Consider the following 12,882-nt stretch of genomic DNA (forward strand, 5'->3'; position numbering starts at 1 on the left):
TACCTCAACCTACTTGAAAACGGAGGATGCCTCCGTATTTTAAGGAACAGGCCCCCGGGGCCCAAGTTCCCGTCAGCTTACAGCCAAAGAGGGAAAGATGACATCGACCCTGAACATCACGATCAACGGAGCGCCGCACGAGATCGCGCTCGACGATCCCCGCGCCACGCTGCTGGACGTCCTGCGCGAGCGGCTCGGACTCACCGGAACCAAGAAGGGCTGCGACCGTGGCCAGTGCGGGGCCTGCACCGTGCTGATCGACGGGCGCCGGATGAACGCGTGCCTCGCCCTCGCGCTGTCCCACGACTGGGCGGAGGTCACCACCATCGAGGGGCTGGCCGAGGGCGACACGCTGCACCCGGTGCAGCAGGCCTTCATCGCCCATGACGGCTTTCAGTGCGGCTACTGCACCCCCGGCCAGATCATGTCCGCCGTGGGCCTGATCGCCGAGGGCGAGGCCGGGCTCGACCCCGAGCGCGTGCGCGAGGGCATGAGCGGCAACATCTGCCGCTGCGCCGCCTATGCCGGCATCACCGACGCCGTGCTCGAGGCCACCCGAGCCTCCGGGACCCGGACCGAGGACGAAAGGACCGACGCATGAACCGTTTCGACTATGCCCGCGCCGACAGTATCGGCGCCGCCATCGCCGCGGCGGGAACGCCGGGCGGCAGCTTCCTCGCCGGTGGCACCAACCTGCTCGACCTGATGAAGATCGGGGCGGCGACGCCGGAGCGGCTTATCGACATCTCGCGCCTGCCGCTCGACCGGATCGAGGACACCGACGGCGGGCTCCGCATCGGGGCCATGGTCCGCAACGCCGACATCGCCCGGCACCCCGAGGTGCTGGCGCGCTACCCGGCGCTGGCCGAGGCGCTGCTCTCGGGAGCGTCGGCGCAACTGCGCAACGCTGCAACCACCGGCGGCAACGTCATGCAGGCGACCCGCTGCAGCTATTTCCAGGACCCGCTGTCGCCCTGCAACCGGCGGGAGCCGGGTTCGGGTTGCGGCGCGCTTGGCGGGCGCACCCGCAACCACGCGGTGCTGGGCTGGGACGAGGGCTGCATCGCCGTGCACCCGTCAGACATGTGCGTGGCGCTCGCCGCCTATGACGCGGTGGTCGAGATCACCGGGCCCGAGGGCTCCCGCGACGTGCCGATGGCAACCTTCCACCCGCTGCCCGACGCCGCGGGCGCCGGCACCCCGGCGCTGGCCGAGGGCGAGATCGTCACCCACATCCGCCTGCCCGACCCGGGCGGCATGGCGCGCAATGCCCGCTACCTGAAGCTGCGCGAGCGGACCTCGTTTGCCTTCGCGCTGGTCTCGGCCGCCGCCGCGCTCGAGATCCGCGACGGCGTCATCGTCTCGGCCCGCCTCGCGCTCGGTGGCGTCGCTGCCCGCCCGTGGCGCTGCCACGAGGCCGAGGCGATGCTCGTGGGCATGGTGCCCACGCGCGGCAGCTTCACCGTCGCCGCCGCGGAAGCGCTGACCGGTGCCACACCCTCGGGCGACAATGCCCACAAGATCGAGCTCGCGCGGCGCATCGCGGTCCGCGCGCTGGACCTCGCCGCGGCAGGGACGCCGGACCGGCTGCCCGCCCTGCCCGCCTCCGCCTTTGCAGGAGAAGACAATGGATGACATGCTGAACACTCAGGGCCACGTGCGGCTCGGCTCGAGCGCGGGCCAGCCGCTGACCCGCCGCGACGGCATCCTCAAGGTGACCGGCGCCGCGCCCTATGCCGCCGACGCGCGCCCCGAGGGCGTGCTGCACGCGGTCACTTTGGCCGCCGGGATCGCACGCGGTCGCGTGGCGCGCCTTAACAGCGCCGCCGCCGAGGCGCATCCGGGCGTCGTCAAGGTCTACACGCCCGCCAATACGCCCGCGCTGGCCGTGAGCCCGGACGAGAAGATCCACCCCTTCGTCTGGCGCATGGAGGTGCTGCAGGACGACCGCGTGCGCTATGCGGGCCAACCGATCGCGATGGTCGTGGCCGAAACGCTCGAGGCCGCGACCGAGGCCGCGCGGCTGCTGGCGCCGGACTACGAAGCCGAGCCCCACCGGGTGACGCTCGACGATGCCGAGCCCTTCGACACCGAGACCACGGCGTTCGGACGGCCCGCCAACATGACCAAGGGCGACCTCGCCACGGCGCGCGCCACCTCGTCCCGGCACGTCACCACGCAGGTCGACACCTCGGCGCAGTACCACAACGCCATGGAGCCCCACGCGATCACCGCCCAATGGGTCGGCGACCGGCTCGAGATCGACACGCCGAACCAGGCCATCGGGCTCTCGAAGCAGACCTTTTCCGCCTTCCTCGGCATCGCGCCCGAACAGATCCTGCTGCGCAGCCCCTTTATCGGAGGCGGCTTCGGGTCCAAGGCGATCCTCTACGGGGCGCAGCTGCTGACCATCCTCGCGGCGCGCGATCTCGAGAGGCCGGTGAAGCTGGCGCTGCGGCGGGACCAGGTCTACGGCCCCACCGGGCATCGTGCCCCGACACGGCAAACCCTGCGCATCGACATGGATGACATGGGCCGCATCACCGCGCTCGACCACGATACGATCACGCTGACCTCGAGCTTCGACCAGTTCCTCGAGAGCGCCTCGAACGCGTCGCACAGCCTCTATGCGGCGCCGGTGCTGCGCACCACGCACCACGGCCGGCGCGCCGACGTGGGCACCCCCGGGCCGATGCGCGCGCCGGGCGAGGCACCGGGGTCGGCCGCGCTCGAGATCGCCATGGACGAGGCGGCCCGGGCGGCGGGGCTCGACCCGCTCGACTTCCGCCTGCTGAACCACGCCGACACCGACCCGGCGTCGGGCATGAGCTTCTCGTCCAAGGCGCTGCGCGAATGCTACGCCGAGGCCGCCGGGCGCTTTGGCTGGGCCGGGCGCCCGCAGGAGCCCCGGCAGATGCGCGAGGGGAGGCTGCTCAAGGGCTGGGGCATGGGCACGGCGCAGTTCCCCTGCCCGATGTTCCAGGCCGCGGCCCATGCCACGCTGCGCGCCGACGGCTCGGCTGTGGTCGAGACCTCGGCCGCCGACATGGGCCAGGGCGCGTGGACGGCACTGGCGCAGATCGCCGCCGACGGCTTGGGCATCGACATCGACAAGGTCGAGTTCCGCTCGGGCCATTCCGACCTGCCCGACGCGGGCGTCGCGGGCGGCTCCGGCCACACCGCCACTGCTGGCACCGCGCTCTTCAACGCGGGCTCGGACGCGGTGCGCCAGCTCGCCGATCTGGCCACGCAGGACCCCGCCTCGCCGCTCTTCGGCGCCGGAAACGCGGGCGTCACGGCGCGGTCGGGGCGGCTCTGGCGCAACGATGACGACCGCTCCGAGGCCTACGAGGACATCCTTGCCCGCGCCGGGCTCGAGCTCATCCGCGGCGAAGGCACCGGCGCGCGCGAGGGCGAGCCCACCCACGCGATGTTCTCGCACGGGGCGGTTTTCGCCGAGGTGCTGGTCGATCCCGATCTCGGGCAGGTGCGCGTGAGCCGCCTGATCGGCGCCTTCGCGGCGGGGCGGATCATCAACCCCGCACTGGCCCGCAGCCAGCTTCTGGGCGGCATGATCTGGGGCATCGGCATGGCCCTGCAGGAAGAGGCGCTGCACGACACCCGTTCGGGACGGTTCGTGAACAACGACCTCGCGGGCTACCACGTGCCGGTCAACGCCGATGCGCCGATGGTCGAGGCGATCACCGTCCACGAGGATGACCCCTTCGTGAACGCGCTCGGCATCAAGGGCGTGGGCGAGATCGGCGTCACCGGCACCGTGGGCGCCATCGGCAACGCGGTCTGGCACGCCACCGGCGTCAGGCCGGGGCGCTTCCCGATCCACCCCGAAACGCTGATCTGAGGATGGATCCAGAACCAACAACGAAGGGCCCGGCGGAACGCTCCGCCGGGCCCTTCTTCTGCCCGTGATCCTGTCCGGGACTTCACCCGTGGGCTTGTTCGCGACCCCGCCCGCCGGTCAGTGCGCGGCCGCACCCGCCCCGCTGCGCGGCGGCTTCATCGCCAGCGCCAGCACCGCGAGCCCCGCGAAGAGCACGGTGATCAGGGTGAAGACGTCGATGAAGGACATCACCGTCGCCTGCTGCGCCACCCGCCCCGCGAGCTGCGACAGCGCCCCGGTCTGGCCGTCGATGCCATTGGCCTCGAGATTGGCGGCCAGCATGTCGATCTGGCGCAGCGCCTCGGGGTTGGCCCAGTTCAGCGCCTCGTTGAGCCGCGCCGTGTGCAGCGCACCGCGGTCGGTCAGCAGCGTGTTGATCACCGCCAGACCCACGGCGCCACCGAGGTTGCGCATCAGGTTGTAGAACCCCGAGGCGCTCTTCATCTTGTCGGGCGGCAGCGTTCCGAGCGCGAGGTTGTTGATCGGCACCATGCAGATCATCAGCGACAGCCCCCGCAGCACCTGCGGCCAGAGCAACTCGTTGAAATCCCAGTCGGCGGTCATGCCGGTGAGCATCCAGCTCGAGACCGCGAAGCCCACGAAGCCCATCAGCAGCATCACCCGCAGGTCCATCTTCGACGACAGGATCCCCGCCAGCGGCGCGCTCACGAACATCGCGAGACCCGAGACGAACACCGTCTGGCCGGTCATCAGGCTGTCGTAGCCGCGGATCGAGGACAGGTAGAGCGGGTAGAGATAGGTCATCCCGTAGAGCCCGATCCCCATCACGAAGCTGAACACCGAGCCCACCGCGAAGTTGGTGTTGGCGAAGGCCGAGAAGTCGACCACCGGGCTCTTGAGAGTGAAGGCGCGCCAGAAGGTGACGATGCCGCCCACCACCATGACCACGAAGAGCGCGGCGACGATCTCGTCCTGGAACCAGTCGTTGCCCGGGCCTTCCTCGAGCACGTATTCCATGGCGCCGAGGAAGCAGGCCAGCGCCCCGAGGCCGATCCAGTCGAAGCTGTCGAAGAGCTTCCACTCGGGCTTGTCGAAGTCGATCAGGGTGATGGCGCCGATGGTCACGAGGATGCCCGCCGGCACGTTGACGAGGAACAGCCAGTGCCAGCTCATGGCGTGGCTGAGATAGCCGCCGACGGTCGGGCCCACGGTGGGCGCCAGCGTTGCCACGAGGCCGATCATCGGCGAGACGATGGCGCGTTTCGAGGCCGGGAAGATGGTGAAGGCCGCGGCGAAGACCGCCGGGATCATGCCGCCGCCGAGGAACCCCTGCACCGCGCGCCACAGGATCATCTCGTTGATCGAGCCCGAGGTGGCGCAGAGGAAGGACGCGGCGGTGAAGCCCGCGGCCGACGCGGCGAAGAGGTAGCGCGTCGACATCATCCGGCCCAGCAGGCCGGAAAGCGGGATCATGATGACCTCGGCGATCAGGTACGAGGTCTGCACCCACGAGATCTCGTCCGACGAGGCGCCGAGCCCGGCCTGGATCTCGGGCAGCGAGGCCGAGACGATCTGGATGTCGAGGATCGCCATGAACATCCCGAAGACCATGACGAAAAACGCCGCGACCCTGCGCGGCGTGAGTTCCGGTTCCTGTGGGGCGGCGGCGCTCATTGCAGCGCCTCCGCGACGTCCGTGCCCTCGGGCGCCGTGCGCTGGTCGATCTCGACCACCACGGAGAGGCCCGCGCGCAGGCCCGGGGTGCCGTCCGGCAGCTCGATGCGCACCGGCACGCGCTGCACGATCTTGGTGAAGTTGCCGGTGGCGTTGTCCGCCGGCAGCAGCGAGAACACCGAGCCCGTGGCCGGCGCGACCGAGACCACGCGGCCCTCGATCTCGTGGCCCTCCATGGCGTCGATGCTCACCCGGGCGGTCTCGCCCGCGACGATGCCGGGAAGCTGGGTTTCCTTGAAATTGGCCTCGACATAGAGCCCGTGGTCGGGGACCACGGCGGCAAGCCGGGCACCGACGTTGACCAGTTCCCCGGCCTCGATGGCGATATTGGCCACGGTGCCGTCGAAGGGCGCGCGCAGCACGGTATGGTCGAGGTCGCGCTGCGCCTGCGCGATGCCGAGCTCGAGATCGCGGCGGCTGGACTCGGTCTCGGCCCGCTCTGCCCGCAGCACCTCGATCTCGGCCTGCGCGCCCTTGATCGCCGCCTGCGCCGCGGCGCGGTTGGCCTCGGCGGTCTCGAGCGCACCGTTGGCGTCGTCGAGATCGGCCTGCGAGGCGACCTTGCGGTCGGCCAGCCCCTTGACCCGCGCCTGGGTGATGCCGGCGGTGCGCAGCGTCGCCTCGGCGGCGGAAAGCTGGGCCTCGGCCTGCGTCACGCTGGCCTCGGCGGCGGTGATCTGCGCGTCGATGCGCGCCAGCGTGCGGTCGAGCGTCGGCAGCTTGGCCTGCGCGTGCTCCAGCGCGATGCGATAGTCGCCGTCCTCGATCCGCACCAGAACCTCGCCCAGCGTCACGTGCTGGTTCGCCTGCACCGGGATCTCGGCCACGTAGCCCTGCAGCTTGGACGAAACCAGCGACAGGTCCGCCTGCACGTAGGCATCGTCGGTCTCGACCATGAAACGCCCGTCCGTCCACCAGTGATACCCCTCGTAGCCGCCCGCCAGAAGCGCAACCAGCGCGATGCCGCCAACGATCCGCTTGCGGCGCCCGCCCTTCTTCGGCACCGGGGCGGCGGCGGTTTCGGGCGCGCGGGCCTGAGCCTGTGCGGGGGCCTCTGCGGCGGCCTGGTCGGAAGAAGGGGCGTCGATGCGGTCGTGGCGGGACATGATGTCGGTCTTTCGGTGCAGGGGGCGAATCCGGGGGCGACGAACGGATCGAACCGGTCGGTTCGATTGCACGTAGGGCAGGCCCGACACGAAATCAAGTCTTCATCGAACCACCCGGTTCGATTATATGTCCTCCCATGACAACCAAGACACATCCCGAGCCGGCTGAACTCTGCGCGCACAGACGCCGCCACGCCGCGGGCTCCGACCCCGAGAAACGCCGCCAGATCCTGGACGGCGCCTGGAGCGTGTTTGTCGATCAGGGCTTCGACGCCGCGTCGATGAACAGCATCTGCAAGGCGGCGGGGGTCTCGAAGGGGACGCTCTATGTCTACTTCGAGAACAAGGAGGATCTCTTCGTCGCGCTGGTCGAGGACAAGCGGAAGGCGTTCTTCCAGGGCATCTTCGAGCGGCTGGTCGATGCCGGGACCATCGAGGAACGGCTCTTTGCCTATGCCAGCGGTCTGGCGATCCAGCTCAATTCCGAGGACGTGATCCGGGCGCAGCGCATCGTCATCAGCGTGGTCGAGCGCATGCCCGAGCTCGGCACCCGCTTCTACGACGCGGGCGCGCGGCATTTCCTGAGCTGTCTCCAGGACTTCCTGAAGCGCGAGACCGAGGCCGGCAACCTCGCGGTCACCGACCCCGAACTCGCCGCCGCGCAGTTCGTCGAGCTTTCGACCACCGGGACGTGGCGGGCGCGGCTGTTCGGCCGCCGCGACGAGGCGCCGACCGAGGACGAGATCGCCTACGTGGCGACCGAGGCGGTGCGGGTCTTCATGGCCGCCTACCGCGCCTGAGCCTCTCAGGCCGCGGCGGCAGCGCCCGCGATCAGCAGCACGCCATGCGCCACCAGCGCGGGCTTGGCGGAGCCTTCGAGTTCGATCGTCGACTGCAACTCGATCCGGGCGCCACTGCCCTTGGCGCTCGCCCCGATCACCGCCTGCGCCAGCCGCACCCGGGAGCCCACCGGCACCGGTGCGGTGAAGCGCACCTTCTCGTAGCCGTAATTGAGCCCTGCCCCGCGGCTCTCGATCCGGAAGAGCTGGCGCTGCATCCGGGGAATCAACGACAGCAGGAACAGCCCGTGCGCGATGGTCTTGCCGTTCGGCCGCTCGCGCGCGGCCCGCGTCACATCTACATGGATCCAGTGATCGTCGCCGGTAAGCTCGGCAAAGCCGTCGATTTGCTCCTGGGTGATCTCGAGCCACTCGGTGGCGCCCAGATTGGCGCCGGTATGGGTCGCAAAATCAATGGGTTCGTTCAGGATGAGCATGACGGTCTCCTCTGCTGCCCGGCCCCGGCAAGCGGTACGCCGCCGCCGGTCCGCTCCCCTCAAAGCTAATAAATCATAATTATCATTTTTAACTTGCGCAACCGCGAGCGGATCGGGATGCTTGGCGCAAGAAATATTCAGGAGGAGGTGCGCCATGGCAGCCATGCTTGGCCATATCAAGGTGCTCGATTTCAGCCGCGTCTTTGCCGGGCCATGGGCCGCGCAGATGCTGGCGGATTTCGGTGCGGACGTCATCAAGGTCGAACATGTGAAGGGCGGCGACGACGTGCGCCGCATGGGCGTGCCGCATCTCGGACCCGACGGGGCGCCCACCGGCGAGACCTCGTCCTTCCTCGCGATGAACCGGGGCAAGCGCTCGCTGGCGCTGGACCTGTCGAAGCCCGAGGGGCAGGAGGTCGCGCGCCGGCTCGTGGCCGAGGCGGACGTGCTGATCGAGAACTTCAAGACCGGCACGCTGGCCCGCTTCGGGCTCGACTACGACAGCGTCGCCGCGATCAACCCTCGGCTGGTCTACTGCTCGATCACCGGCTTCGGCCAGACCGGGCCGATGAAGCACCTGCCGGGCTACGACCCGATCTTCCAGGCGATGAGCGGGCTGCTCGCGATGACCGGCACCGCCGACGGCGAGCCCGGTGCCGGGCCCGCGCTGGTGGGCTACTCGATCTCGGACATCACCGCCGGGCAATACGCGGTCTCCGCCATTCTCGCGGCGCTCAACCACCGCGACGCGGGCGCGGGCCATGGCGCGGGGCAGTTCATCGACATCGCGCTTCTCGACACGCAGATCCACGCCGCCTCCCACATGGCGATGAATTACCTCTCCTCCGGGCGACTCCCGCGCCGCAACGGCACCGCCTCGCAGATCACCTGCCCGTGGCAGGCCTTCGACTGCGCCGACCGCCCGATCATGATCGCCATCGGCAACAACGCACAGTTCGCCCGCTTCTGCGACCACCTCGGGCTCGACGGCGTCGCCACGGATCCGCGCTTTGCCACCAACCTCGCCCGGGTCGAGAACGCCAGCGCGCTGATCCCGATGATCGCCGCGAAGCTGGCCGAGAAGACCGCCGACACCTGCTATGACGAGCTCGAGGCCATCGGTATTCCCGCCGGGCCGCTGAACAGCTTCGAGGACGTGTTCCGCATGGAGCAGGTCGCCGAACGTGGCCTCCTGCGCGAGCTGCAGCACGAGACCGCGGGCCGGGTGCGCTACGTCGCCAACCCCGTGCGCTTCTCGGGCGGCGCGCCCGCAACCACGCCGCCGCCGCGCTTTGCCGAGCATACCGACGAGGTGCTGAAGGCACTGGGGCTGGAGCCCGACCAGATCGCGGCGCTGCGCCGCGCGGGGGTGGTCGCATGATGGACGGCACCATGAACGAGGACTGGATCGAGAACGCCCGCATGATCGTCGAGAGCGCCCGCGCGGTGGTCCCGGCGGATGGCAACCTCGCCCGGGTGCGCGCCGCGCGCTTCCAGGGGTGCGGCTTCGACCGCGCGGTGATGGCGCAGGCAGCCGAGCTCGGCTGGCCGCTGATGCGCGTCGCGGAGGATGCGGGCGGGCTCGGCCTTGGCCTGCGCGAGACCTGCGCGCTGATGGAGGTGCTGGGCGCCGGGCTGCTGCCCGAGCCGGTGCTGTCGACCATCACGGCCGCGGCGCTGCTGCAGGAGGCCCTGCCCGAAGAGGCGATGACCGGCGAGGCGGTGATCGTCACCGCCTGGCAGGACGCCACCGGCGATCAGGGCTGGCAGGGCGGCGCTCGGGACGGCACGCTGCAGGGCACCAAGGTCCACGTTCCCGGGGCCGATGGGGCAGACCTCTTCGCCGTGCTCACCTGCGCGGGCGTGGCGATCGTGCCCCGCGATGCGCAGGGCGTGACGGTCGAAAGCGCCGAGACGCTCGACGGCTGCCGCCCCGGACGCGTGCGTCTCGACGGCGTCGCCGCAGAGATCCTGCCCTGCCCGCGGGCCGAGGCCGTGCTGCAGGACGCGCGGCTTGCTCACGCCGCCTACCTGCTCGGCCTCTCGGGCCGCGCGCTGGAGATCACGCTCGACTACCTGCGGGTGCGCGAGCAGTTCGGCCGACCCATCGGCAGCTTCCAGTCGCTGCAGCACCGGGCGACCGAGATGAAGATCTCGCTCGAGCTGTCGCGCGCCGCGATCTTCGCCACCGCGCGCCGCTTCGACGCCGGGGCCGACCCGCGGGCCCGCGCGCATGGCGCCGCCCGCTGCAAGCTCCGCGCCTCGGCGCTGGCGATGCTGGTCGCCCGCGAGGCGGTGCAGATGCACGGCGCCATGGGCATCACCGACGAGGCCGACATCGGCCTCTTCGTGCGCAAGGCCATGGCCGAGGCCAACACCTATGGAAGCCCGAGAGAGCAGCGCGCGACGCTGACAGGACTGCTGGCAGAGGAGCACGCGGCATGACCGGACAGCCCGACTACAACGCCATGAGCGACGACGATTTCCGCGCCATGGTCCGAAGCTTCGTCGAGGCGAGCTACCCCGACATCCCCCGCCATTCGCTGAGCCGCCTGCACTGGCACGAGGTGAAGCCATGGTATCTGATCCTGTCGCAGAAGGGCTGGATCTGCCCGACATGGCCGCGCGAGCATGGCGGCATGGGGCTCACCGCGGGCAAGCACCTCATCATGATCGAGGAATTCGAGCGCTACGGCTGCGCGCGGGTCAACGACATCGGGCCGGTCATGCTGGGGCCGCTGCTGCTCAGGCATGGGAGCGAGGAACAGAAGGCGCAGTTCCTGCCGCGCATCCTCTCGGGCGAGGACGTCTGGGCGCAGGGCTACAGCGAGCCGGGCGCGGGCTCGGACCTTGCCGCCGTGCGCTGCGAGGCGGTGCGCGACGGCGACGACTGGGTGATCAACGGCCAGAAGACCTGGTGCACGCTGGGCATGGACGCCAACTGGGTCTTCATCCTCGCCCGCACCGACAAGACGGTGAAGAAGCAGGCGGGCATCAGCTTCCTGCTGGTGCCGATGGACGCGCCCGGCGTGACCATCCGCAACATCGAGAACCTCGAGCTCGAGGCCGAGTTCTGCGAGGTCTTCTTCGACGACGTGCGGGTGCCCGCCGACCACATCGTGGGCCGGGTCAACGACGGCTGGTCGGTGGCCAAGGCGCTGCTCGGCCACGAGCGCGTGTTCATCGGCGCGCCGCGGCTTTCCGCCAGCGCGCTGGCGCGGCTCGGGCACATCGCCCGCCGCGCCGGGGTCTGGGACGACCCGGTGTTCCGCGACCGCTACGTGACGCTGCAATGCGACGTCATGGACCTGACGGATCTCTTCGAGACCTATGTCGACCGGCTGCGCGACGGGCGCGAGATCGGCGCCGACGTGGCGATGCTGAAGATCTTCCAGAGCGAGCTTTACCAGCGCATCTCGGAGCTGATGATGGAGGTCGCGGCCGAGGACTCGGGCCTGCGCGCCACGCCCGAGGGCGACCGGCAGCTGCACGCCGCCGCAACCTGGCTCTCGGCGCGGCCGACGACGATCTTCGGCGGCTCGACAGAGATCATGCGCAACATGCTGGCCAAGGCGGTGCTCGAGCTTCCGAGCTGAGCCGCGTCACGCAAAAAGTCTAAAAGGTATAAGATTGACTTTTATACTTTTGCACACTAGCCTGATCGAAATTCCGACGCCACCGACCAGGAGGCGGGGCGCCGGGTCGGTAATGCGAAAAGGGAGGAATGGCTTTGTTGGGATCCGCATTCATCAGGGGCACGGTCGCCGCCGTCGCCATCTTCGCCGGGCAGGCCGTCCTGGCCGACGAGGTGACGCTGCCGCGCACCATGGTCTGGACGTCCTACGACCTCGGCTCGACCGGCTACGTCGAGGCCTCGGCCATGGCCGACGCGCTCGACAAGAACTACGGCACCACCGTGCGCCTGACGCCCTCGGGCACCGGCATCGGCCGGATGCTGCCGCTCGCCAAGAAGCGCGCGACCTTCGGCTTCATGGGCAACGAGATCTTCTTCGCCTCCGAGGGCATGTTCGAATTCGCCGCCCGTGACTGGGGCCCGCAGGAGGTGCGCGTGTTGCTTGGCCGACCCGCCGCCGTCGGCCTGATCACCGGGCTCGACACCGACATCGAAAGCGTCGCGGACCTCAAGGGCCGCAAGGTGGGCTTCGTGCAGGCCAGCCCCTCGACCCTGATGAACACCGAGGCCGCGCTGGCCTTCGGCGATCTCACCGTCGACGACGTCGAGCAGGTGATCTACCCGGGATACGGCGCCATGGTGCAGGGCTTCATCGCGGGCGAGATCGACGCCGTTCCGGTCACCCCCACGGTGTCAGCCCTGCGCGAGGCCGAAGGCGGCCGCGGCGTGCGCTGGCTCGACATGCCGGGATCGGACAGCGCCGGCTGGGACCGCGTGCGCGCCTCGGCCACGATCTTCTCGCCCACGTCGATGACCGTCGGCGTCAGCATCTCCGAGGACGATCCCGCCGAGCTTCTGGGCTACCGCTACCCGCAGCTCACCACCTATGCCGACACCAGCGAGGACGAGGTCTACAACCTCGTGAAGGCGCTGGACGAGAGCTATGACCTCTTCAAGGACGCCAACGGCGTGATCGCGCGCTGGAACATGCAGGACGCGGGCAGTTCACCGGCCGGCGCGCCGTTCCACCCGGGCGCCATCAGGTACCTGCGCGAGATGGGCGTATGGGACGCCGAGGACGACGCCTGGAACGAGACCCGCATCGCCCGGCTCGAGGCGGTGAAGTCGGCCTGGGCCGCGGCCACCGAGAAGGCCGATGCCGAAAAGGTCTCGGACGACGACTGGCCGGCCTTCTGGGACAGCTACCGCAGCGACGCGCTGAACTGACACGGCGGGGAGCCGCGCCCGGCCCGCGCTTCGCGCAACGGCG

General features: G+C 69.8%; 11 protein-coding genes. 8 read left to right on the forward strand and 3 right to left on the reverse strand.

The window, feature by feature from the left end:
- The first annotated feature begins 97 nt into the window (after positions 1 to 97).
- The 3 genes from BLQ77_RS12970 to BLQ77_RS12980 are packed head-to-tail and all read left to right on the forward strand — an operon-like array spanning position 98 to position 3,862.
- Positions 98 to 601, forward strand: coding sequence for a (2Fe-2S)-binding protein (locus tag BLQ77_RS12970; protein ID WP_089959750.1), 504 nt, complete (start codon positions 98 to 100; stop codon positions 599 to 601).
- Positions 598 to 1,635: an FAD binding domain-containing protein gene (locus tag BLQ77_RS12975; RefSeq protein ID WP_089959751.1), complete on the forward strand. Its 1,038-nt coding sequence runs from the start codon at positions 598 to 600 to the stop codon at positions 1,633 to 1,635. Before BLQ77_RS12970 ends, BLQ77_RS12975 begins: the two co-directional genes overlap by 4 nt.
- A complete protein-coding gene (locus BLQ77_RS12980; RefSeq protein ID WP_089959753.1) occupies positions 1,628 to 3,862 on the forward strand; it encodes a xanthine dehydrogenase family protein molybdopterin-binding subunit in 2,235 nt (744 codons plus the stop codon). Before BLQ77_RS12975 ends, BLQ77_RS12980 begins: the two co-directional genes overlap by 8 nt.
- A gap of 117 nt (positions 3,863 to 3,979) precedes the next feature.
- Here BLQ77_RS12980 and BLQ77_RS12985 read toward each other — a convergent pair whose 3' ends face one another.
- Together BLQ77_RS12985 and BLQ77_RS12990 are read right to left on the reverse strand one after the other, a co-directional pair.
- Positions 3,980 to 5,536, reverse strand: coding sequence for a DHA2 family efflux MFS transporter permease subunit (locus BLQ77_RS12985; RefSeq protein ID WP_089959756.1), 1,557 nt, complete (start codon positions 5,534 to 5,536; stop codon positions 3,980 to 3,982).
- The gene (locus tag BLQ77_RS12990) at positions 5,533 to 6,702 is read right to left on the reverse strand and encodes an HlyD family secretion protein (protein WP_089959760.1); all 1,170 of its coding nucleotides are present in this window, start codon (positions 6,700 to 6,702) and stop codon (positions 5,533 to 5,535) included. Before BLQ77_RS12990 ends, BLQ77_RS12985 begins: the two co-directional genes overlap by 4 nt.
- Positions 6,703 to 6,839: 137 nt before the next feature.
- Here BLQ77_RS12990 and BLQ77_RS12995 point away from each other — a divergent pair, with 137 nt between their 5' ends.
- Positions 6,840 to 7,502, forward strand: coding sequence for a TetR/AcrR family transcriptional regulator (locus BLQ77_RS12995; protein WP_089959764.1), 663 nt, complete (start codon positions 6,840 to 6,842; stop codon positions 7,500 to 7,502).
- A gap of 5 nt (positions 7,503 to 7,507) precedes the next feature.
- Here BLQ77_RS12995 and BLQ77_RS13000 read toward each other — a convergent pair whose 3' ends face one another.
- Positions 7,508 to 7,978 carry a MaoC family dehydratase gene (locus BLQ77_RS13000; protein ID WP_089959767.1) on the reverse strand — a complete coding sequence of 157 codons (471 nt, stop codon included), beginning with the start codon at positions 7,976 to 7,978 and terminating at the stop codon, positions 7,508 to 7,510.
- 154 nt (positions 7,979 to 8,132) lie between these two features.
- Here BLQ77_RS13000 and BLQ77_RS13005 point away from each other — a divergent pair, with 154 nt between their 5' ends.
- From BLQ77_RS13005 to BLQ77_RS13020, 4 genes are all read left to right on the forward strand, one after another.
- On the forward strand, positions 8,133 to 9,359 hold the full coding sequence (locus BLQ77_RS13005; protein ID WP_089959770.1) for a CaiB/BaiF CoA transferase family protein: 1,227 nt from the start codon (positions 8,133 to 8,135) through the stop codon (positions 9,357 to 9,359).
- Entirely contained in the window at positions 9,356 to 10,423 is a 1,068-nt protein-coding gene (locus BLQ77_RS13010) for an acyl-CoA dehydrogenase family protein (protein ID WP_089959773.1), read from the forward strand. Before BLQ77_RS13005 ends, BLQ77_RS13010 begins: the two co-directional genes overlap by 4 nt.
- Positions 10,420 to 11,574: an acyl-CoA dehydrogenase family protein gene (locus tag BLQ77_RS13015; RefSeq protein WP_089959776.1), complete on the forward strand. Its 1,155-nt coding sequence runs from the start codon at positions 10,420 to 10,422 to the stop codon at positions 11,572 to 11,574. The genes BLQ77_RS13010 and BLQ77_RS13015 overlap by 4 nt, the downstream gene beginning before the upstream one ends.
- A gap of 128 nt (positions 11,575 to 11,702) precedes the next feature.
- The gene (locus BLQ77_RS13020) at positions 11,703 to 12,839 is read left to right on the forward strand and encodes a TAXI family TRAP transporter solute-binding subunit (protein ID WP_242661714.1); all 1,137 of its coding nucleotides are present in this window, start codon (positions 11,703 to 11,705) and stop codon (positions 12,837 to 12,839) included.
- The last annotated feature ends 43 nt before the right edge of the window (positions 12,840 to 12,882 follow it).

Origin of the sequence: Salipiger thiooxidans (assembly GCF_900102075.1) — a bacterium.
Taxonomy (GTDB): Bacteria; Pseudomonadota; Alphaproteobacteria; order Rhodobacterales; family Rhodobacteraceae; genus Salipiger; species Salipiger thiooxidans.

Coding starts and splice junctions, on each gene's coding strand:
- BLQ77_RS12970 (WP_089959750.1), top strand. CDS start 98: ATGACATCGACCCTGAACATCACGATCAACGGAGCGCCGCACGAGATC.
- BLQ77_RS12975 (WP_089959751.1), top strand. CDS start 598: ATGAACCGTTTCGACTATGCCCGCGCCGACAGTATCGGCGCCGCCATC.
- BLQ77_RS12980 (WP_089959753.1), top strand. CDS start 1,628: ATGGATGACATGCTGAACACTCAGGGCCACGTGCGGCTCGGCTCGAGC.
- BLQ77_RS12985 (WP_089959756.1), bottom strand. CDS start 5,536: ATGAGCGCCGCCGCCCCACAGGAACCGGAACTCACGCCGCGCAGGGTC.
- BLQ77_RS12990 (WP_089959760.1), bottom strand. CDS start 6,702: ATGTCCCGCCACGACCGCATCGACGCCCCTTCTTCCGACCAGGCCGCC.
- BLQ77_RS12995 (WP_089959764.1), top strand. CDS start 6,840: ATGACAACCAAGACACATCCCGAGCCGGCTGAACTCTGCGCGCACAGA.
- BLQ77_RS13000 (WP_089959767.1), bottom strand. CDS start 7,978: ATGCTCATCCTGAACGAACCCATTGATTTTGCGACCCATACCGGCGCC.
- BLQ77_RS13005 (WP_089959770.1), top strand. CDS start 8,133: ATGGCAGCCATGCTTGGCCATATCAAGGTGCTCGATTTCAGCCGCGTC.
- BLQ77_RS13010 (WP_089959773.1), top strand. CDS start 9,356: ATGATGGACGGCACCATGAACGAGGACTGGATCGAGAACGCCCGCATG.
- BLQ77_RS13015 (WP_089959776.1), top strand. CDS start 10,420: ATGACCGGACAGCCCGACTACAACGCCATGAGCGACGACGATTTCCGC.
- BLQ77_RS13020 (WP_242661714.1), top strand. CDS start 11,703: ATGGCTTTGTTGGGATCCGCATTCATCAGGGGCACGGTCGCCGCCGTC.